Raw genomic sequence first — 19161 nt, 5'->3', positions numbered from 1 at the left:
GGCGCTAAACCATGCGCTTGGCGCGGCCGAACAGCGCTGCGCCGCAACACAGGAGCGGCTGACCGCTCCCCGCCGCCGCGTCCTTGAGCTACTGCTCGAATCCAATTCCCCCCAGAAGGCCTACGACCTGATCGCAGCCTTCGGCGCACACGGCGAGCCAGCCAAGCCTCCGACCGTCTATCGGGCGCTCGAATTCCTGGAACGCCTCGGTTTTGCGCATCGGATCGAGAGCCTCAACGCATATGTGCCCTGCCGCATCGACGGCCAGAGCCACCGGGCCGCGTTCCTGATCTGCGACTGCTGCGGAGCGGCCGCGGAGTTCGAACCGGACTTCACGGCCCAGCTCTCCGCCGCCGCCAAGGCGGGCTACCAGGTTTCGACCATCACCCTGGAAGCCCGCGGTCGTTGCGCGGCCTGCTCGGCGGGATAGGAACGCCACCCGGCCAAGCGACTTTTTCCATCTAAGCTCGTTATCCCCGACACTCCGCTTCGCTCCGGTCGATGATGACGATCTAAGGAGTGGGCCGCACAGCGGCCTACGGACGCAACCGAGCCATCGAAATGGCGTCGGCATACGCGCCGTCTCGCCAGGCATAGTCGCGCATCAAACCCTCCCGCTCGAAGCCGAAGCGTTCGTAGAGCGCGATCGCACGGGTGTTGTCGGTCCACACCGTGAGTTCGAGCCGGCGCAGGTTGAGCCATCGATCGGCCTGCTCCACCGCCGCGGCGATCAGCGCCGTGCCCGCGCCCCGGCCGGCATAGGCGTCGTGGACCGCCATGCCGAACGTGCCGACATGGCTGCGCCGCCCCTCCAGCCGGCTAAGGCCCAAGCTGCCGATGACCTTTCCCTCGATCACGGCGACGAGCATCGTTTGGCTTGCTGAGGTCACCTTGAAGCGCTCGCGCCGAGTGGCGACGCTGGTGAACGGCAATTGCATCGTCCCCCAGACGGCGCGCGGCTGGTTCATCACCTCCGTCAGGTCGGGCACGTCCTCAGGTTCAGACGCACGGATCAGGATTTCATCTTGGCTCATCATGGTCTCTCGGTGGGCCGGAGAACGGAGCCAAAGAAAAAGCCCCGTCCGTCGCCGGCGGGGCTGGTGTCGATGCGAACGCTGGCTGTTCCTAGCGCGCGACCTCTTCCACCAACCCGGCCTGGGCGGTTTGAATGGTCACGTGCATAAGGGCGGTCGCGGCGCGCATGCGCTGAAGCTAGATCAAAAGAGAAAATCGGAAAAGCCGGTGATCGAAGTCACCCCCACCATCAGCCTCTCCGAGGACGAACTGACCGAGCGGTTTAGCCGCTCGGCCGGTCCGGGCGGTCAGAACGTCAACACGGTCTCCACCGCTGTGGAGCTGCGGTTCGACGTGCGTCGCTCGCCCTCATTGCCGAACGACGTGGCGATCCGGCTGATGAAACTGGCGGGGCGCAAGGTGACCCAGGACGGCGTTCTGGTGCTGGTGGCGATGACCCATCGAACCCAGGAACGCAACCGGGCCGAGGCGCTGGAACGCCTGCTGGGGCTGATTCGCCAGGCCGCCGAACCGCCGCCTCCCCCCCGAAAAAAGACCCGGCCGACCCTGGCCGCGAAGAAACGGCGGGTCGAGGCCAAGGTGCATCGAGGCGGGGTGAAATCCATGCGTGGCAAGGTTCGCGGGGACGACTGAGGCCCAGGCGTGATCGAACACGCTCAACCAACCTCTTGGCGTCGGTGCAATGAGACGCATAAGGTGCGCGCGACATGTCACGCATCCGCCTTATCTCCGCCTCCGCCGCCCTGCTTCTAGTCGCCGCCTGCGCGCCGACCCTGGGTCCCCCGCCTCCGCCGCCGCCCGGCGCCGATGGGCCGCCCTCGGCCAATACGTTCCGCGCCGGTGATTTCTCCTGGTCGGCCGTTCCGGGCCAGGGTCGCGTGGATGGCCGGTTGGTCTTCAAGTCGGGCCAGACCCGCTACAGCTGCGAAGGCGCCGGCGTCGTCCTGACGCCCGAGACGCCATGGACGCGGCGGCGGATGACCATCCTCTACAAGTCGCCTGATCGCTCGGCCCTGCCGGCCGACGAGGTCCGCGCCCGCACGCCGAACGCCCCCAGCGGCGACTACTCGGCCTTCGTCAAGCGCACGGTCTGCGACGCGGGCAGCCGCTTCAGCTTTTCGGGCCTGGCCAACGGCGCCTGGTATGTGATCACCGTCGCCAAGCCAATTGCCCCTGGCACGGGGCCAGACATCGCCGTCATGCGCCGGGTGGAAATCCGCAACGGCCGCGCCGTGAGCGTGGATCTGTAGCGACCGCGGCCACCTGCGCGTCGAGAAATGAAGAACGCCCCGGGGTCACCCCCGGGGCGTTCGTCGTTTAGTGGACCTTGGCCCGGCCGATCTCCAGGCCATCGGCCGAGGCGCCGACCTGAATGACCGAACCGTCCTCCAGATCGCCCGCGAGCAGCTTGCGGGCGATGGGGTCGACCAGTTCCTTCTGGATGACGCGCTTCAGAGGTCGCGCGCCATAGACCGGGTCGTAGCCCTTGTCGGCCATCCAGTGCCGGGCGGCGGAGTCCAGCACGATCGACATGCGCCGGTCGGCCAGCAGCTTCTCGACTCGCTGCAGCTGGATATCGACGATGTTGTCCATCTCCGCGCGGCCGAGCCGCTTGAAGAGGATGATCTCGTCGATCCGGTTCAGGAACTCCGGACGGAAGTGGCGGCGAACGACGTCCATCACCATCGGCCGCGCGTCCTCGACATCATCCCCCTCGCCCTGGCTGGCGAGGAACTCCGAACCGAGGTTCGAGGTCATGATCAGGATGGTGTTGCGGAAGTCGACCGTACGGCCCTGACCATCGGTCAGGCGACCATCGTCCAGCACCTGCAGCAGCACGTTGAAGACGTCGGGGTGAGCCTTCTCGACCTCGTCGAACAGCACGACCTGGTAGGGCCGACGCCGAACGGCCTCGGTCAACGCCCCGCCTTCGTCGTAGCCGACATAGCCGGGAGGCGCGCCGATCATGCGGCTGACCGAGTGCTTTTCCATGTACTCGCTCATGTCCATGCGCGTGATGGCGCTCTCGTCGTCGAACATGAAGCCGGCCAGGGCCTTGGTCAGCTCGGTCTTGCCGACGCCGGTGGGACCAAGGAACAGGAATGAGCCGATCGGACGGTTGGGGTCCTGCAGGCCCGCACGCGCGCGGCGCACGGCGTCGGACACAGCGACCAGCGCTTCTTCCTGGCCGACGACCCGCTTGCGCAGGGCGTCCTCCATGGCCAGCAGCTTTTCGCGCTCGCCTTCCAGCATCTTGTCGACCGGGATGCCGGTCCAGCGGCTGACCACGCCGGCGATCTGCTCGGCGTCGACGACCTCGGGACTGACTGGGTTCTCGGCCGCTGCAGCTTCTTCCTCGGCCAGGCGCCGCTCAAGCTGCGGGATCTCGCCATAGGCGATCTCCGACGCACGCTGGAGGTCGCCGCGACGCTGAGCGGTGACCAGTTCGGCGCGTAGCCGGTCCAGGGCCTCACGGGCCTGCGCGGCCTGCCCGACCTTTTCTTTCTCCGAACGCCAGCGGGCGGTCATCTCGGTGGACTGGCCCTCGAGATCGTCGAGTTCCTCGTCCAGCTTTTCCAACCGCGCCTGGGAGGCCGCATCGGTTTCCTTGGCGAGGGCCTCACGCTCGATCTTCAGCTGCACGATGCGGCGGTCGATCTCGTCCAGTTCCTCGGGCTTGGAATCTACGGCCATCCGCACGCGGCTGCCCGCCTCGTCGATCAGGTCGATGGCCTTATCCGGCAGGAAGCGGTCGGCGATGTAACGGTTCGACAGGGTGGCGGCGGCCACGATGGCGCTGTCGGAGATGCGGACCCCGTGGTGGACCTCGTACTTCTCCTTCAGGCCGCGCAGGATCGAGATCGTGTCCTCGACCGTGGGCTCGGCGACGAACACCGGCTGGAAGCGACGGGCGAGGGCCGCGTCCTTTTCGACATGCTTGCGGTACTCTTCCAGCGTGGTGGCGCCGACGCAGTGCAGTTCGCCCCGCGCCAGGGCGGGCTTCAGCAGGTTGGACGCGTCCATCGCCCCGTCGGTCTTCCCGGCCCCGACCAGGGTGTGCATCTCGTCGATGAACAGGATGATCGAGCCTTCGGCCTGGGTGACCTCGTTCAGGACCGCCTTCAGGCGCTCCTCGAACTCGCCGCGATACTTCGCGCCAGCGATCAACGCGCCCATGTCGAGCGCGTGGAGTTGCTTGTCCTTCAGGCTTTCCGGCACGTCGCCATTGACGATGCGCAGGGCCAGGCCCTCGACGATCGCGGTCTTGCCGACGCCAGGCTCACCGATCAGCACCGGGTTGTTCTTGGTTCTCCGCGACAGGACCTGGATCGTGCGGCGGATTTCTTCGTCGCGGCCGATCACCGGGTCGAGCTTGCCGTCACGGGCGACCTGGGTCAGGTCGCGGGCGTAGCGCTTCAGCGCGTCATAGCCCTCCTCGGCCGAGGCGCTGTCTGCGGTGCGGCCCTTGCGCACCCCCTTGGCGGCTTCCTCCAGGCCGGCGGCGTTGACGCCAGCGGCCTTCAGCGCGTCAGCAGCCTCTCCGCCCTCCTCCGCCAACGCCACCAACAGGCGTTCGGTGGTGACGAAGGCGTCGCCCTGCTGCTTGGCGTCCGCCTCGGCCTTGGCGAACACTCTAGCGGCGTCGGGGGCCATGTAGAGCTGGCCAGAGCCGCCCTCGACCTTGGGCATCCGGGCGATGGAGGCCTCGCTCGCAGCGTCGGCCGCGTCGGGGCGGCCACCGGCGCTCTGGATCAGCGCGCGCGCCAAACCGTCCTTTTCCTCCAGCAACACCTTGAGCAGGTGCTGCGGGGCCAGTTGTTGATGTCGGCGGGCGAGCGCGAGGCTCTGGGCGGACTGGATCGCCTGCTTGGCGCGGTCGGAATAGATGTCGATGTTCATGGGCGTCCCCTCAAAGGCGGCGTGCCGCGAGCCGCCTTGCATCAAGCACGGCCCGCGTCACCGGGGATGTAGTGTGGCAATTCCGTCACACAAGGTGGGCGCGACGTTAGAGCGGTGCGATCTCGTCCGAGACCAGCAGGCTACGCGGGAGGATCGCCTTGAACGACGACATTTCTGCGGCGCGCGCCGAGGGGTAGCTGAACTCCAGGCGCACCAGGCCGCCTTCGCGGTTGTGATAGGCGGCGGAGATCTCGCGACCGTTCTCCTCGTAGGTGATCTCCATATCGCTGTTCACCCGCGTGTAGTTGCGGTTGGAGACGCCCGGCCGTTCGGCGCTGAGTTGCTCGACGAGGGCGTTGAACGCGGTGTCGCTGAGCGATGGGTCGACAGCGATCTCCAGCACCGACGCGCCGTCGGCGCTCGCGAAGCGCTGGACCTGGCCGTTACGCTCTGCGCGCGGCAACAGGGTCGCTGGATAGCCTGCGGTCCAGCCGCGGGCGGGATCGCCCAAGGCGGTCCAGCCTGCGCGCGCCTTCGCCGCCTGGGCGCCGGCCCGTAGCACCGCAAGGTCCTCCTTGAGGATCAGTCCGGTCGCCGGGCGGCCCTGGTCGGACTGCCAGTCGGCCAGCGCCTGGCGCTGCAGCCAGCTCACCGGGCCGTCTTCGGTGGAACCGAAGGCGGCCGGCGCGCCATTCCACATCAGCAGATCGGCAAGCTCGATCGCGCCCACGACGCCTGGCGCGGCCAATTCGCCAACGCCCGGGATCGGACCGGTCAGCGAAGTGAAGCGCAGCGTGGTCTCGCCCAGCGTCTTGCCCTCGCCGTCAGTCAGCACCATACGCCCCCCGCCGGGCGCGCCGGAGCCGGCGAGGTCGGCGCTGATCTCGATCTTGCCCTGGTCGAAGTTGGCATAGAGCGCGCAGCGGATCTCGACACAGGCGCCGCGGATCTCGTCGGCCCCGCGGATCGGGGCAAGCGCGGAGAACCAGCCCTCGACCTCGCTGCGGAACGCGCCCTCTCCGGGGAGCACCTGGGCGTCGATGACGAAGCGCGGTTGGACGCCCATGATCGGCGTCAACGCTTCTCCGACCACACGCAGGGTTCTAGGCGATGCGGATTCCGCCGCCGCGCCGCCGCTCTGGCCCGCGGCCAGGATCGTCGCCACTGAGGCGACGGAGAGCCAGTTTCTGATGATCGACATGACGCCCGCCTTCCTAGTCCCCGCCTCGGAACATGAAGCAGGATGCGACGGCGCACAACGCGAGCCTGGACGCAGCGTCAGTTGATATCCGACTTCTTCGGCGGCGCCGGCGGTAGCGCGGCCACCTTGACCCCTTCCTCGGCAAGTGCGCGCACCTGCGTGGGGCTGGCCTCGCCGTAGATGCCGCGGTCCTCCGCGCGGCCCTGGTGGATGGCGCGCGCCTCGTCGGCGAATCCGTCACCGAGGTAGTCGAAGTTCTCCTCCACGTGGCGGCGCACCCGGCTCATCGCCTCCGCCATCATCGCCTGTGAAGGCTCGGGGGGCGCTGGGTCGCGCTTCTTCGCCCCCGCCACGGCCGGCGCCATGATCTGCTTGCTGACCTCGCGCGCGCCGCACATCGGGCACTCGACCAGGCCGCTGGCCACCTGTTCGTCATAAGCTTCGGACGATCCGAACCAGCCCTCGAAGCCGTGGCCATGAGCGCAGGCGAGCGCATAACGGATCATGGGCCGGTGAACGCGCGTGCGTTCTTCAGGGCGGGAATCGCCGCCCGCGCCTTATCCACCGCCTCCAGATCGAGATCGACCAGCAGGACGCCGGGCTCGTCGTGATCCAGCTTGCCGATCACCTCGCCCCAGGGCGCGATGGCCGTGGTGCGTCCCCAGGTGCCGCGACCGTCCTCGTGGCGACCGCCCTGCGCGGGGGCCAGCACGAAGGCGCCGGTCTCTATGGCGCGTGCGCGCAACAGAATCTCCCAGTGCGCCTCGCCGGTGGGCCGCGTGAAGGCGGCAGGGACGGTCAACACCTGCGCGCCTGCCAGCGCCAGCGCCCGGTAGAGCGCCGGAAAGCGGATGTCGTAGCAGACACTCAGTCCCAGCCGCGTGCCGGCGGCGTCCGCCGTCACCGCCTGAGCGCCAGGTTCGTAGGTCTCGGATTCCCGCGCACGCTCGCCGTTCGGCAGGTCGGCATCGAACATGTGCAGCTTGTCGTAGGTGGCGGTGACCACGCCGTCCGGCGAGATCAGGGTGGAGCGGTTCGCCGCCTTGCCATCCTCACGCCGGACCATAGCCGAGCCAATCAGCAGCCAGACTCCGAGCTCGGCGGCCGCTGTACGCAGGCCCGCCACCGCGGGATCCTCATCCAGCGAAACGAGCTGGGCCATCAGCGCCGAACGCCGGCCCTGCAGCATGTTGGTCCCTTCGGGCGTGACGATCAGCTGCGCGCCGCCCGCCGCGGCCTCACGCACCAGCGGCAGGACATGCTCAAGCGCCGCGGCCTGAGAGGCCGGCGAACGGGTCTGGATGAGGCCGACCTTCAGCATCGGCGCAAACTAGGCCTCGGCCTGGAGCAGGACGTCGAGCTTCCCGTCGCGTTCCAGCGCCACCAGGTCGTCGCAGCCACCGACGTGATGATCGCCGACGAAGATCTGCGGGAAGGTCGCCCGACCGCCGGAGCGATCGACCATCTCGCGCTTCTTGTCGGGGTCGAACGCCGCCTCGATCTCGGTGAAGGTGACGCCCTTCTTCTCCAGCAGATCGATCGCGCGGGAGCAGAACGGGCAATAGGGTTTGGTGTAGATGGTGACTTGGGTCATGCGCCTGCTAACGGGTGAAGGTCCTGTGACGCTTCATATGGCGCCTGAATCTCTTTCGTGAACCCTTGCGATGACGGCCACATCGACGCGGGCGGCTCCAGCGGCCAGTAATGCGCGCGCACAGCCCTCGGCGGTGGCCCCCGTGGTCATCACGTCATCGACCAGCAGGATGTTGCGCCCCGCCACCTGTCGCGCCCTCGCGGGAGGCACGGCGAAGGCCGCGGCGACGTTGCGGCGGCGGCCCGATCCGGAGCGTCCGGCCTGGGTTTCGGTGGCGCGCCGACGGACCAGGGCGTCGGCCAGATAGATCACGCCCCTCAGGCCCGCCAGCGGCCGGGCGATCTCGGCGGCCTGGTTGCTACGGCGACGCAGCAGCCGCATCGGATGCAGCGGCACGGGCGCGATGGCGTCGGCCTCTTCCAGCAGGCCGTGGGCGGCGCGCGACAGCCAGCGGGCGAACATCGGCGCCAGATCAAGGCGGTCGGCGTGTTTCAATTTCAGGATCGGATCGCGCGACGTCTCATCGTACAGGCACGCCGCGCGGGCGCGGGAAAACGCCCTGGGCCTGGCCATGCAGGCCGCGCACCGCACGCCTTCGCCGTGGTCGTATTCAAACGGCGCGCCGCAACCGTCGCACACCGGCCCGTCGAGGAAATGGATCCGCGTCCAGCTCTCCGCGGACAGGCCCGCCGCCATGGCGCGGCCCTCGCCGTCGAGCGCGCGCGGCGGCAGCATGAGGTCGAGCACGCTGCGGACCGCGCCCCTGACGCCAGGGCCGGGTTTCCATAAGCCCGCTCCAAGGCCATGTTCCAGGCTCATGCCCGCTTCGCCCCATCTGTTCGACCGCGCCCTGCACGCCCGCCGCCTGACCCGCGCGGCGCCCGGCTTCGCGCACGCCGATTTCCTGCACGCCCGCGCCGCCCGAGACATCGTCGAGCGGCTGGAGCCGATCATGCGCGACTTCCCGCTAACGGTCGAGCTTTCGGCCCGCACCGGCCAGTTCCGCACAGCCCTGGCCGGCAGCGATGCGGCCGCCAGGGTCGGACTGCTGGTCGAGACGGATCTGGTCCTCGGGATGCTGGCGGGCCGCCCCGGGCCCCGGGTGGTGCTGGACGAGGAACGCCTGCCGTTCGCGCACGGCACGCTCGACCTCGTGGTCTCGACGCTGGGCCTGCACTGGGTGAACGACGTGGTCGGCGCGCTGATCCAGATCCGCCGCGCCCTGCGCCCGGACGGCCTGTTCATCGGCGCCTTCCTGGGTGGCCTGACCCTGACCGAGCTGCGACAGTCGCTCGTCGCCGCCGAGGAGGAGCTCACCGACGGATCGGGCCAGCGGGTCTCGCCGTTCGCCGACGCGCCGGACGCCGCAGGCCTGCTGCAGCGGGCGGGGTTCGCCCTGCCGGTCGCCGACGTCGATCGGGTCAAGGTGCGCTACACCCATCCCCTGAAGCTGCTCGCGGACCTGCGGGCTATGGGCCAGACCCACGCGCCGGCCGAGCGACATCCGCACGCGCTCAGCCGGCAGGTGCTGGGCCGTGCGCTTGAGATCTACGCCGAACGGTTCTCCGAGCCCGACGGCCGGGTGGTCGCCACGTTCGAGATCGTCACCCTCACCGGCTGGGCTCCGCACGAGGCCCAGCAGAAGCCGCTGCAACCCGGCTCGGCCAAGATGCGGCTGGCCGACGCCCTCGGCACAGTGGAGATCCCCCTGCCCCGCGACGAACCGCCGTCGTCGCCGCGTTAAGGGACCAGCAGCCCTGCCCGCGCTAGGCAGGGGCCATGTCGGAAGTTGTCGAACTGCTGCGCGGACTGGGCGGGCGCTGGCTGGAGCTGGGCGTCCTCGCCGTGGCGTTCTGCGCGCTGGCCCTGATCGTCAAGCGCGGCCGCGCGCTGGCCGATGGCCGCGCCGCGGCCGCCCAGACCCGCATCAATCTGGTCATCACGGTGATCGACCAGATCACCGTGACCCCGCTGGTGGTGCTGGCGATGACCGCCGTCACCGCCGCGCTCACGGCCGCAAACCTCGTCGCGCCCACCGCCGGGCTGTGGGAGCGCCTGGGATTCGGGGTGACCGGCATAGTCGCCCTGGTGATCGGCGACTTCCTCGGCTACTGGCGCCACCGCGTCCAGCACAGCCGCTTGCTATGGCCGGCGCATGCCATCCACCACAGCGACACCAACCTCACGTGGTTCAGCCTGGAGCGTATACATCCGGTCGACCGGCTGGGGACAGCGGTCGATCCGATCCTGATGGCGTTGATGGGCTTTCCCGTGTGGGCGATCTCGCTGACCGTCCTCGCCCGCCACTACTGGGGCTACTTCATCCATGCCGACGTGCCGTGGAGCCTGGGCAAGGCGGGCCTGATCCTCAATTCGCCGATCCTGCATCGCTGGCATCACGCCCGCGACGTCGAGGGCTCAGGTTCGAACTTCGCCACCCTGTTCTCGATCTTCGACCGAGCGTTCGGCACCCTGCATGATCCCGGGCCCTGCACCGCGCCGCTTGGCGTACGCGAGCCCATGGGTCGCGGCGCGCTGGGCCAGTACCTTCACCCGTTCCGCGTCTGGGGCGCGGCGATCGCTCAGATCAGGTCGCGCAGCCAGGCGACCAGGGGCGCGTCGGCCGGCGGCATCGGATAGGCGTCCATGTCGTTCGGCCTGACCCAGGCCAGCGCCTTGTGCTCGCGCGCCGTCACCTGGCCCTCCCAGCGCCGGCACAGATAAAGCGGCATCAGCAGGTGGAAGCCCTCGTAGGCGTGGCTGGCGAACACGAACGGCGCCAGGCAGGCGTGGCTGACGACGATCCCCAGCTCTTCCTCCAGCTCGCGGATCAGGCAGGCTTCCGGCGTCTCGCCCGGCTCGACCTTGCCGCCCGGAAATTCCCACAGGCCCGCCAGTTGCTTGCCCTGGGGGCGCTGGCAGATCAGGACGCGGCCGTCGACGTCGACGAGCGCCGCGGCGGCGACCAGCAGCATGGGTTTGGGATCGGCCATCGCGGCTCCTTCGCCTCTCCAGGCAGGCTTTGCAACAGGTCCACGCCGTTGCGTCCCCGGCGCCACAGCCTGCGGCCATAACGCATCCATGACTTGACTTGACGGTGGATAACCCCGATGTGCGGCAGGCGTCCTCATCGGACGCTATCGGCGCTCCAGCCGCGTGAGGGCTTCCAGAACAGGAAGCCCAGCCTGTCGAGCGCCCTGAAGATTACATAGATCGCCCGGCCACGCGGGGCGCTTCCCCATCTTCTCAGCCGCCCAGCGCGCGAGACTTCGCATCGTTCGAAGCCGCGCGCTCACGCGGCGTACGTGAAAGACATCACTTGACTCAATTCACCGACCTCGGCCTCGACAAACTGCTGCTCAAGGCCCTCGCCGACGAAGGCTATTCTCAACCGACCCCGATCCAGACCCAGGCCATTCCCGGCGTCATGGACGGCCGCGACCTGCTGGGCATCGCCCAGACCGGCACCGGCAAGACCGCGGCCTTCGCCCTGCCTATCCTCCATCGCCTCGCCGCCGACCGTAAGCCCGCGCCGCGCCGCGGCTGCCGGGTGCTGATCCTGGCGCCGACCCGCGAACTGGCCACCCAGATCGGCGAGAGCTTCAAGACCTATGGCCGCTACCTGGGCTTCACCACGGCGGTGATCTTCGGCGGCGTGAAGTACGGCGCGCAGATCAAGGCGCTGGCCGCCGGCATCGACGTGCTGGTCGCCACCCCTGGCCGCCTGCTCGACCACCTGCAGGAAAAGATGGCTGTGCTCAGCCAGACCGAGATCTTCGTGCTCGACGAAGCCGACCAGATGCTCGACCTGGGCTTCCTGGTGCCGATCCGCAAGATCGTCGCACACCTGCCCAAGCAGCGTCAGAACCTGTTCTTCTCGGCGACCATGCCGAACGAGATCGGCAAGCTGGCCGGCGAGCTGCTGAAGGATCCGCTGAAAGTGTCCGTCGCCCCGCAGGCGACGACCGTTGAGCGCGTCAACCAGCAGGTCCTCTACATCGAGAGCCCCCGCAAGCGCGCCCTGCTCGCCGAACTGTTCGAGGACAAGGCCTTCACCCGCGTCATCGTCTTCACCCGCACCAAGCGCGGCGCCGACCGCGTCGCCCGCTCACTGGAGCAGGTCGGCGTCGAGGCGGCTTCGATCCACGGCGACAAGAGCCAGGGCCAGCGTGAGCGCGCGCTGGCGCAGTTCAAGGCCGGCGAAGTCCGCGCCCTGGTCGCCACCGACATCGCCGCGCGTGGCATCGACATCGACAGCGTCACCCACGTCGTCCAGTACGAGTTGCCGAACGTGCCGGAGGCCTATGTCCACCGCATCGGGCGGACGGCGCGGGCCGGCGCAAACGGCAGCGCGGTCAGCTTCTGCGCCGACGACGAACGCAATCTGCTGCGCGACATCCAGAAGGTGACGCGCCAGACCATCCCGACCTTCGATCGCCGCAACGATCGGCAACTGGGCGCGATGACCGCGGCCATGCCGGAACCAGCGGGCGTGCGGGCCGAACGTCCGGCGCACCCGCCGCGCGACAGCCACGCCAAGCGCGGCGGTCGTCCGCAAGCCAAGTCCGGTCAGGGCAAGGGTTCGGGCGGCGGCGGCGCGGCCAAGACCGGCTTCCGCGGCCCCAAGCGTGGCGGCGGTGGCGGCGGAGAAGCAGCCCCGGCCCGTCGCACCGGCGTCTGGTCCAACCGCTAAACCAAACGAGCCGCCGCATCCGCCATAGAACCGGCGGGTGCGGCCGGCGCGTCCCCGCATCAGCCTAACGGTTCAAGCCCTCGGTGCAGACCCGCCCTCGCGCGCGTCCGCGCCCCGGGTCGCCCAACCGGCGAGCTTCCACAGGCAGACGCTGCTGACGATCGCGAACAGGCCGTCGGCGGCGTAGTGCCAGGCCAGGTGGATCGAGCCTGCGGTGATCACCAACGCAAAGGCGAGCATCGCCCAGCCGGCGCGCCGATCGAGGCGCCATGCCGCCAGGACGCATAGCGTGGTCATGCTCATGTGCATGCTCGGGAACGCCGAGATCCCCGCCCCAAGGCTCGAGAGCTGGTGCTGATAGAGGTTCCACAGCATGTGCTGGCCGGCGCTGGCCGACATGGACCAGTCGAGGTTGTACTGCAGGTACGACACCAGCTGCCCGAACCGCGCGGCGTCGCCGGTCACCTGGGCGAAGAATGCGGGCCCCGCCGACATCATGAGTCCGGCGACCAGGGTGCCGTTGACCGACCAGGCCAGCAGATAGGCCGCGAGGAACTGATTGCGCAGAGCGCCGCGCCGCATGAACGCCGCGGCGAACAGCGGCGCCAAGAGCATCATGCTGATCCACACCGGCCCGTAGATGAACTCGACCACCGAGGTGACGGGGTAACTCCCCAACAACGGCTGCAACCACAGCCACGGGTCGCGCCCGAAGAACAGCGCCCGGTCGAAATCGGCCAGCAGGGCGTCGGCCCAGAACGGGCGCGCGTGCGGCAACATGCATTTGATGGCCGTGAACGCTGCGGTGAACAGGCCCAGGCCGGCGAACAGCAGCAGGCCCGCGGCGATCTCGGGGCGAAGGCTGTGGCGCACCGCCTTGCCCGCGGCCTCCCATCGGCCGCGCGCCGAACCGCGCACCAGCGCGCCGCACAGCCCGATCGTTAGGCTGAGCGCCAGTGCGCTGACGATCAGCTGCACCCACACCCGGAAGTAGGCGCCGTCGAAATGCAGCTCACGCCGCGCGAGGGCGGCGAAGGCGAATCCGGCGGTCACATAGGCGGCTATGGCGACGTAGAAGCCGCGGTCGGCGTGCAGGGCGGCCGAGAAACGCTTCAGCCAAGCCTCGTCAAGACGCCGGCTCGCCTCAGCTGAAAGGTCGCGCTCGAAGACAACCATGCGCCGCCCCCAGTTGCTCCGCGTCAGGACATACAGCAACGACAGGCTTAATCAAAGGTGACGCTTGGGCGCGGCGCGCTCGCGACGCGCGATCGTACAGGCTATGAGCGGTAGTCGCCGTTGATCGCGACATACTGCTTTGTCAGGTCGCAGGTCCACATCGACGCCGAGCCGCGACCGACCCCTACGTCAACCTGAACCTCAAGCTCCTGGCGCTTCATGTAGGCGCTCATCTTCGCCTCGTCGTAGGACGCGGCGATCAGCCCGTCCTGCGCCGCCCACAGTTCGCCGAAGCGCACGCTCATCCGATCGCGGTCGACCGGTTCGTCAGCGCGGCCCACCGCCATGACGATGCGACCCCAGTTGGCGTCCTCGCCGGCGAAGGCGGTCTTCACCAGCGGGCTCTCGGCGATTGTGCGCGCGATCTTGCGGGCGGAGGCGGGGCTCTCCGCGCCGTTGACGGTGATCTTGACGAACTTGGTGGCCCCCTCCCCGTCACGCACCAGTTGCAACGCCAAGTCGAGGAGCACGCCCTCCAGCTTCTCGCGGAAATCCGCCAGCCGGCGGTCGCCCGCACGGCTGATCCGCGGCGCTCCCGCCTGGCCGGTGGCGAACAGCAGCAGGGTGTCGTTGGTCGAGCGGTCGCCGTCCACCGTCACGCAGTTGAACGTGGTGCGCGTATAGAGGCTCAGCAGGGTCTGCAGGGCCGCCGGCGCGATTGAAGCGTCGGTGGCCACGAACGCCAGCATGGTCGCCATGTCCGGCGCGATCATGCCGGAGCCCTTGGCGATGCCGCCGATGCTCACCTTCACCCCGTCGATCTCAGCGGTGGCGAACGCGCCCTTGGCGAAGGTGTCGGTCGTCATGATGGCCTGGGCGGCGCCGGCCCAGCCGTCAGCCGACAGCCTGGCGTCCAGCTCAGGCAACCGATGGGTGATGCGCGCATCGTCCAGCAACACGCCGATGACGCCCGTCGAGGCCGTCATCACGTCGCGCTGGCGGCAGTCGAAGCGCTTGGCCGCAGCCGAGGCGACGCGACGCACGGCGTCGGCGCCCGGGCGGCCAGTGAAGGAGTTGGCGCAACCGGCGTTGACCACCAGGGCGCGCACATCCGCGCCGCCCGAAGCGGCCAACTGGCGCTTGCACCAGTCCACGGGTGCAGATCCCACGCCATGACGGGTGAACACGCCGGCCGCGGTGGCGCCTTTGGCGAACCGCATCAGCAGCAGATCTTCGCGTTCGTGCTTGTAGAAGCCTGCGCGACCGGTCGCGAGCTCGACGCCGGCGATCGGCGGCATGGCCGGAAACGGCACCGCCAGCGGCGAGATCGGCAGCGCCGAATTCGCCGGCGCGATCGGCGGCGCGTCAGCCTTCTCCGCAATCTGCCGGCTGACCTTGTCGGTGCGTTTCAACGCGGCGCGTTTCAGGGCGCTGGCCAGCGGATCCAATGCGCGCTCGATGGTGTGGCTGACCACCTCGACGGGATTGACCGGCGCTTCTTGCGTCTTGCCGCGCGGAGCGGCCTTGGACTTCTTGGGCGGTTCGACCGGCTTGCGGCTCACGGCTGCGCTCCCTTGGCGGGCGGTTTCGGCGCGGGGCCGGCAGGCGGCGCAGCGGGCGCAGGCGCGGCCGCCGGCGCGTCGGCCGGCTCCTTCGGTTTTCCGGGGACGGCGGCTTGGGCAGGCAGCAGCGGCTCGATCTTGGCCTTGCCGCGCAGCTTTTCCAGCAGGTCGCGGATCTGGTCATAGGTCAGGAAGCGCACAATCTGCGGCCGCGCGCTCTCCATGGTGATCGGCGCTTCCGGCCGGCGGTCCTCGACCTTGACCAGGGCCCAGCCGCCTTCGACCGCGAACGGCCCCACGAGCTCGCCGGCCTTGGCGGTCTTCAGCGCCCCATCGTAGGCGTCCGGCATCACATCGGTGGTGAAATAGCCAAGGTCGCCGCCGTTGAACCGGGTCGCGGCGTCGGTGGAACGCTCCATCGCCAGGGCCTCGAACGACGCGCCGCTGGCCAGCAGCTTCTTAACGGCTTCCGCGTCCTCGGGCGTCGCCACGACGATCTGGCGGGCGCGGATCTCCTCCGACGTCTTCGAGAGCTTGAGCTGTTCCTGGTAGAGGTCGCGCACGGCGTTGTCGTTGACCGCATCGGCCACCACCCCTTCGACCAACATGTCGCCCAGGATCCGTTCCCGCGCCGCGGCCAGGCGTCGCTGGGCGGCTGGCGTCTTGTCCAGTTTGCGCTTCAGCGCCTCGCCGGCCAGCAGCTTCTGGTCGACCACCTCGTCCATCACCCGGCGGAACAGATCCGAAGAGACGTCCAGCGGCTCGCCCTCGCCGATCAACCCCTGAGCGATCGCCTCGCGCTTGACGTCGGAGGCCCAGACCACCGAACCGTCGACCTTGGCGACGGCCAGGTCCCCCGCTTCCGGCGGACGCTCCGCCGCGCCACGCTGTCCACAGCCTGCCAGCGTCACGGCGGCCAGGATCGCGGCTGCGGCGAAGCCCAAGGCGCGGAACCGGGTTTTCATCGCCATCTGGGGGAGGTCCTTGCGATGCAGGCGCACGCGTCGGCGCCTGGCGACCCGTAGCCACTTACGGAGAGGATGCAAACCCCCGCCGCGGCGTGGGAGCGCATGCCATCGCCTTCCCCGTGCGCTGCGTTGACACGGAGAGGCGCCCTGCTTAAGTCTCGCGCGCGCTAATCGCGTGGGATTCCGTGCAGGCGAAGGGTGTTCAAGCACCCCCAAAGCGCGGCCGCCGCCGGCGCTTCTCGACGCACCATCCGGACGCCGCACATCATGTTTTTCCAAAGATTCTTTGGCTCTTCCAACGACCGCAAGGTCAAGGCGATGGCCGCCCGCGTGGGCAAGATCACCGCTCTGGAGACCAAGTTCCAGGCTCTGTCCGAAGCCGAGCTGCGCGGCAAGACCGAGGAATTCCGCGCCCGCCTGGCCCAGGGCGACACGCTCGATTCGCTGATCGAAGAGGCGTTCGCCGTTGTCCGGGAGGGCGCGCGCCGCACGCTGGGCCAACGCCACTACGATGTGCAGATGGTCGGCGGCATGGTGCTGCACCAGGGCGGCATCGCCGAGATGCGCACGGGCGAAGGCAAGACCCTGGTCGCCACCCTGCCCGTCTATCTGAACGCGCTCAGCGGCAAGGGCGTCCACGTCATCACCGTCAATGACTACCTGGCGCAACGCGACGCCGAGTGGATGGGCCAGGTCTATCGCTACCTCGGCATGAGCGTCGGCGTCATCGTCCACGGCTTGTCGCAGACCCAACGCAAGGAGGCCTACGCCTCCGACATCACCTACGGCACCAACAACGAGTTCGGCTTCGACTACCTGCGCGACAACCTGGTCTACGACATCGGCGAGATGGTCCAGCGCGGCCACCACTTCGCGATGGTCGACGAGGTCGACTCCATCCTGATCGATGAGGCGCGCACGCCGTTGATCATCTCCGGCCCTACCGAGGATCGCAGCGAATTCTACAAGATCATCGACGTGGTGATCAAAGACCTGATCAAGGACCCGACCAACTTCGACCACGACGAGAAGCAGCGCCAGGTGTTGTTGACCGAAGAGGGCGCGGAGCGCGTCGAAGAGATCCTGCAACAGGCCGGCCACCTGGCCGAGGAGACCACCGGCCTCTACGACGCGGCCAATGTTTCCGTGGTTCACCACGTGAACCAGGCGTTGAGGGCGAACATCCTCTACAGCCGCGACAAGGACTATATCGTGCGCGCCGGCGAGGTGATCCTCATCGACGAGTTCACCGGCCGCATGATGCAGGGCCGCCGGCTATCGGAAGGCCTGCACCAGGCGATCGAGGCGAAGGAAGACGCGGTCATCCAGCCCGAGAACCAGACCCTCGCCTCGGTGACCATTCAGAACTATTTCCGCCTGTATTCGAAGCTGTCGGGGATGACCGGCACCGCCTCGACGGAAGCCCAGGAATTCCTCGACATCTACAAGATGGACGTCGCCGAGATCCCCACCAACCGACCGGTGGCGCGGATCGACGACGATGACGAGGTCTACCGCACGGCCGCCGAGAAGAACGCCGCGATCCTGCAGCAGATCGAAGCCTGTTTCATCAAGGGCCAGCCGATCCTGGTCGGGACCGTGTCGATCGAGAAGTCAGAGCAGCTCTCGGAGATGCTGAAGGTCCACGTCTTCGAACACGAGGGCAAGACGGTCACCGGCATTCCGCACAACGTGCTGAACGCCCGCTATCACGAGCAGGAGGCGCTGATCGTCGCCGACGCCGGCGTGCCCGGCGCAGTGACCATCGCCACCAACATGGCCGGCCGCGGCACCGACATCCAGCTGGGCGGCAACATCGACCTTAAGGTCCTGAAGTGGCGCGATGAACAGCGCGCGCTGGGCATCGAGGTGACGCCGGAGATGGCCGCCGCGCACCGTCAGGAGCTGGACGCCCAGACCGCGGTGCTGAAGGAGCGCTCGCTCGCCGCCGGCGGCCTGTTCGTGCTGGGCACCGAGCGTCACGAGAGCCGCCGCATCGACAACCAGCTGCGCGGCCGCACCGGCCGTCAGGGCGACCCTGGGCATTCGAAGTTCTTCCTGTCCTGCGAGGACGACCTGCTGCGCATCTTCGCCGGCGACCGGCTGGACTCGATCATGCGCACCTTCGGCGTCCAGGAAGGCGAGGCGATCACCCACAAGTGGCTGAACAGCGCCATCGCCACCGCCCAGAAGCGCGTCGAACAGCGCAACTACGAAATCCGCAAGAACCTGCTGAAGTACGACGACGTCGTGAACGACCAGCGCAAGGCGGTGTTCGAGCAGCGCCAGGAGTTCATGGAGGCGAGCGACCTCTCCGAGATCATCCGCGAGATGCGCGTCGACACCATCGAGGACTTCGTCGCCCGCCACCTGCCGCCCAAGGCCTACGCCGAGCAGTGGGACGTGGAAGGCCTCGATGACCACGTGCAGCAGTACCTGGGCCTCGAACTGCCGATCCGCGAATGGGCGGCCGAGGACGGCATCGCCAACGAGGAGATCCACGAGCGCATCTCCGCCGCCGCCGAGGCCCGCGCCGCCGAGCGCGAGTCCTCGATCGGCGACCACATGCGCACCATCGAGAAGAGCTTCCTGCTGCAGATGATCGATCTGCAGTGGCGCGAGCATCTGATGCACCTGGACCACCTGCGCAACGTCATCGGCCTGCGCGGCTACGGCCAGCGCGACCCGCTGAACGAGTACAAGACCGAGGCCTTCTCGCTGTTCGAGAAGCTGCTGGTCGACCTGCGCCAGAACGTCACCCGGTGGTTGCTGACGGTGACTTTCGAGTTCTCCGAGCCCGAGCCCCTGGCCCCGCCGCTGGGCGCCCTCACCGAAGTCCACATGGACCCACTGACCGGCGAGAACGCCGCGCAGATGGGCGCGCTGCCCGAGGGCCTGTCGGTGGATCAGCGCGAAGCGCTGCCAATCTCCGCCCTGCCCGACGGCTGGGAAGCGACCGGCCGCAACGCCGGCTGCCCGTGCGGTTCCGGCAAGAAGTTCAAGCATTGCCACGGGGCTTTGGTCTGACGCGC

General features: G+C 68.4%; 18 protein-coding genes. 7 read left to right on the top strand and 11 right to left on the bottom strand.

What is annotated here, in order from left to right:
- Positions 1–430 (top strand): Fur family transcriptional regulator (locus tag Q8R27_RS04120; protein ID WP_305697810.1); only part of this gene is annotated, 430 nt, incomplete at its 5' end.
- Between the two features lie 106 nt (positions 431–536).
- Here Q8R27_RS04120 and Q8R27_RS04115 read toward each other — a convergent pair.
- Complete coding sequence (locus Q8R27_RS04115) at positions 537–1034, bottom strand: GNAT family N-acetyltransferase (protein WP_305697809.1); 498 nt, start codon at positions 1032–1034, stop codon at positions 537–539.
- Between the two features lie 208 nt (positions 1035–1242).
- Here Q8R27_RS04115 and arfB point away from each other — a divergent pair, with 208 nt between their 5' ends.
- Both arfB and Q8R27_RS04105 read left to right on the top strand, forming a co-directional pair.
- Positions 1243–1668, top strand: coding sequence for an alternative ribosome rescue aminoacyl-tRNA hydrolase ArfB (gene arfB / locus Q8R27_RS04110; RefSeq protein ID WP_305697808.1), 426 nt, complete (start codon positions 1243–1245; stop codon positions 1666–1668).
- 74 nt (positions 1669–1742) lie between these two features.
- Positions 1743–2285 (top strand): hypothetical protein, encoded by a 543-nt coding sequence (locus tag Q8R27_RS04105; RefSeq protein WP_305697807.1) that lies wholly within the window; start codon positions 1743–1745, stop codon positions 2283–2285.
- Between the two features lie 67 nt (positions 2286–2352).
- On the opposite strand, the gene clpB is transcribed toward Q8R27_RS04105, so the two are convergent.
- The 6 genes from clpB to Q8R27_RS04075 all read right to left on the bottom strand — a co-directional run bounded on the left by clpB (position 2353) and on the right by Q8R27_RS04075 (position 8549).
- Positions 2353–4935 (bottom strand): ATP-dependent chaperone ClpB, encoded by a 2583-nt coding sequence (gene clpB, locus Q8R27_RS04100; RefSeq protein WP_305697806.1) that lies wholly within the window; start codon positions 4933–4935, stop codon positions 2353–2355.
- A gap of 106 nt (positions 4936–5041) precedes the next feature.
- The gene (locus Q8R27_RS04095) at positions 5042–6136 is read right to left on the bottom strand and encodes a hypothetical protein (RefSeq protein ID WP_305697805.1); all 1095 of its coding nucleotides are present in this window, start codon (positions 6134–6136) and stop codon (positions 5042–5044) included.
- Positions 6137–6213: 77 nt separating this feature from the next.
- Complete coding sequence (locus Q8R27_RS04090) at positions 6214–6642, bottom strand: DUF1178 family protein (protein ID WP_305697804.1); 429 nt, start codon at positions 6640–6642, stop codon at positions 6214–6216.
- Positions 6639–7457 carry a carbon-nitrogen hydrolase family protein gene (locus tag Q8R27_RS04085; protein ID WP_305697803.1) on the bottom strand — a complete coding sequence of 273 codons (819 nt, stop codon included), beginning with the start codon at positions 7455–7457 and terminating at the stop codon, positions 6639–6641. Before Q8R27_RS04085 ends, Q8R27_RS04090 begins: the two co-directional genes overlap by 4 nt.
- A gap of 9 nt (positions 7458–7466) precedes the next feature.
- Positions 7467–7730, bottom strand: coding sequence for a glutaredoxin 3 (gene grxC / locus Q8R27_RS04080; protein ID WP_305697802.1), 264 nt, complete (start codon positions 7728–7730; stop codon positions 7467–7469).
- A gap of 33 nt (positions 7731–7763) precedes the next feature.
- Entirely contained in the window at positions 7764–8549 is a 786-nt protein-coding gene (locus Q8R27_RS04075) for a ComF family protein (RefSeq protein ID WP_305697801.1), read from the bottom strand.
- On the opposite strand from Q8R27_RS04075, the gene Q8R27_RS04070 reads away from it, so the two are divergent.
- Entirely contained in the window at positions 8548–9474 is a 927-nt protein-coding gene (locus Q8R27_RS04070) for a methyltransferase domain-containing protein (RefSeq protein ID WP_305697800.1), read from the top strand. The two genes, Q8R27_RS04075 and Q8R27_RS04070, sit on opposite strands and share 2 nt — an antisense overlap.
- A gap of 35 nt (positions 9475–9509) precedes the next feature.
- Positions 9510–10370 (top strand): sterol desaturase family protein, encoded by an 861-nt coding sequence (locus Q8R27_RS04065; RefSeq protein WP_305697799.1) that lies wholly within the window; start codon positions 9510–9512, stop codon positions 10368–10370.
- On the opposite strand, the gene mutT is transcribed toward Q8R27_RS04065, so the two are convergent.
- Entirely contained in the window at positions 10313–10723 is a 411-nt protein-coding gene (gene mutT, locus Q8R27_RS04060) for an 8-oxo-dGTP diphosphatase MutT (RefSeq protein WP_305697798.1), read from the bottom strand. The two genes, Q8R27_RS04065 and mutT, sit on opposite strands and share 58 nt — an antisense overlap.
- Before the next feature lie 326 nt (positions 10724–11049).
- Between mutT and Q8R27_RS04055 the strand changes: the two genes are divergently transcribed.
- Complete coding sequence (locus tag Q8R27_RS04055; protein WP_305697797.1) at positions 11050–12423, top strand: DEAD/DEAH box helicase; 1374 nt, start codon at positions 11050–11052, stop codon at positions 12421–12423.
- Positions 12424–12495: 72 nt separating this feature from the next.
- Here Q8R27_RS04055 and Q8R27_RS04050 read toward each other — a convergent pair whose 3' ends face one another.
- The 3 genes from Q8R27_RS04050 to Q8R27_RS04040 form a co-directional block, all read right to left on the bottom strand.
- The gene (locus Q8R27_RS04050; RefSeq protein ID WP_305697796.1) at positions 12496–13599 is read right to left on the bottom strand and encodes a phosphatase PAP2 family protein; all 1104 of its coding nucleotides are present in this window, start codon (positions 13597–13599) and stop codon (positions 12496–12498) included.
- A gap of 101 nt (positions 13600–13700) precedes the next feature.
- The gene (gene argJ, locus Q8R27_RS04045) at positions 13701–15161 is read right to left on the bottom strand and encodes a bifunctional glutamate N-acetyltransferase/amino-acid acetyltransferase ArgJ (protein WP_371134642.1); all 1461 of its coding nucleotides are present in this window, start codon (positions 15159–15161) and stop codon (positions 13701–13703) included.
- Positions 15158–16132 (bottom strand): peptidylprolyl isomerase, encoded by a 975-nt coding sequence (locus Q8R27_RS04040; RefSeq protein ID WP_305697795.1) that lies wholly within the window; start codon positions 16130–16132, stop codon positions 15158–15160. The genes argJ and Q8R27_RS04040 overlap by 4 nt, the downstream gene beginning before the upstream one ends.
- 264 nt (positions 16133–16396) lie before the next feature.
- Here Q8R27_RS04040 and secA point away from each other — a divergent pair, with 264 nt between their 5' ends.
- Positions 16397–19156: a preprotein translocase subunit SecA gene (gene secA / locus Q8R27_RS04035; RefSeq protein WP_305697794.1), complete on the top strand. Its 2760-nt coding sequence runs from the start codon at positions 16397–16399 to the stop codon at positions 19154–19156.
- Positions 19157–19161: the final 5 nt, after the last annotated feature.

It is taken from the genome of Phenylobacterium sp. (genome assembly GCF_030697305.1).
Classification (GTDB): Bacteria; Pseudomonadota; Alphaproteobacteria; order Caulobacterales; family Caulobacteraceae; genus Phenylobacterium.
This window is presented reverse-complemented; position numbering and strand designations above follow the sequence as displayed.

Excerpts from the sequence above, each read along its gene's own strand:
- clpB (WP_305697806.1), bottom strand. The coding sequence starts at position 4,935 with ATGAACATCGACATCTATTCCGACCGCGCCAAGCAGGCGATCCAGTCC.
- Q8R27_RS04065 (WP_305697799.1), top strand. The coding sequence starts at position 9,510 with ATGTCGGAAGTTGTCGAACTGCTGCGCGGACTGGGCGGGCGCTGGCTG.
- grxC (WP_305697802.1), bottom strand. The coding sequence starts at position 7,730 with ATGACCCAAGTCACCATCTACACCAAACCCTATTGCCCGTTCTGCTCC.
- secA (WP_305697794.1), top strand. The coding sequence starts at position 16,397 with ATGTTTTTCCAAAGATTCTTTGGCTCTTCCAACGACCGCAAGGTCAAG.
- Q8R27_RS04095 (WP_305697805.1), bottom strand. The coding sequence starts at position 6,136 with ATGTCGATCATCAGAAACTGGCTCTCCGTCGCCTCAGTGGCGACGATC.
- Q8R27_RS04040 (WP_305697795.1), bottom strand. The coding sequence starts at position 16,132 with ATGGCGATGAAAACCCGGTTCCGCGCCTTGGGCTTCGCCGCAGCCGCG.
- Q8R27_RS04090 (WP_305697804.1), bottom strand. The coding sequence starts at position 6,642 with ATGATCCGTTATGCGCTCGCCTGCGCTCATGGCCACGGCTTCGAGGGC.
- Q8R27_RS04050 (WP_305697796.1), bottom strand. The coding sequence starts at position 13,599 with ATGGTTGTCTTCGAGCGCGACCTTTCAGCTGAGGCGAGCCGGCGTCTT.
- mutT (WP_305697798.1), bottom strand. The coding sequence starts at position 10,723 with ATGGCCGATCCCAAACCCATGCTGCTGGTCGCCGCCGCGGCGCTCGTC.
- Q8R27_RS04075 (WP_305697801.1), bottom strand. The coding sequence starts at position 8,549 with ATGAGCCTGGAACATGGCCTTGGAGCGGGCTTATGGAAACCCGGCCCT.
- Q8R27_RS04085 (WP_305697803.1), bottom strand. The coding sequence starts at position 7,457 with ATGCTGAAGGTCGGCCTCATCCAGACCCGTTCGCCGGCCTCTCAGGCC.
- Q8R27_RS04105 (WP_305697807.1), top strand. The coding sequence starts at position 1,743 with ATGTCACGCATCCGCCTTATCTCCGCCTCCGCCGCCCTGCTTCTAGTC.
- Q8R27_RS04070 (WP_305697800.1), top strand. The coding sequence starts at position 8,548 with ATGCCCGCTTCGCCCCATCTGTTCGACCGCGCCCTGCACGCCCGCCGC.
- Q8R27_RS04115 (WP_305697809.1), bottom strand. The coding sequence starts at position 1,034 with ATGAGCCAAGATGAAATCCTGATCCGTGCGTCTGAACCTGAGGACGTG.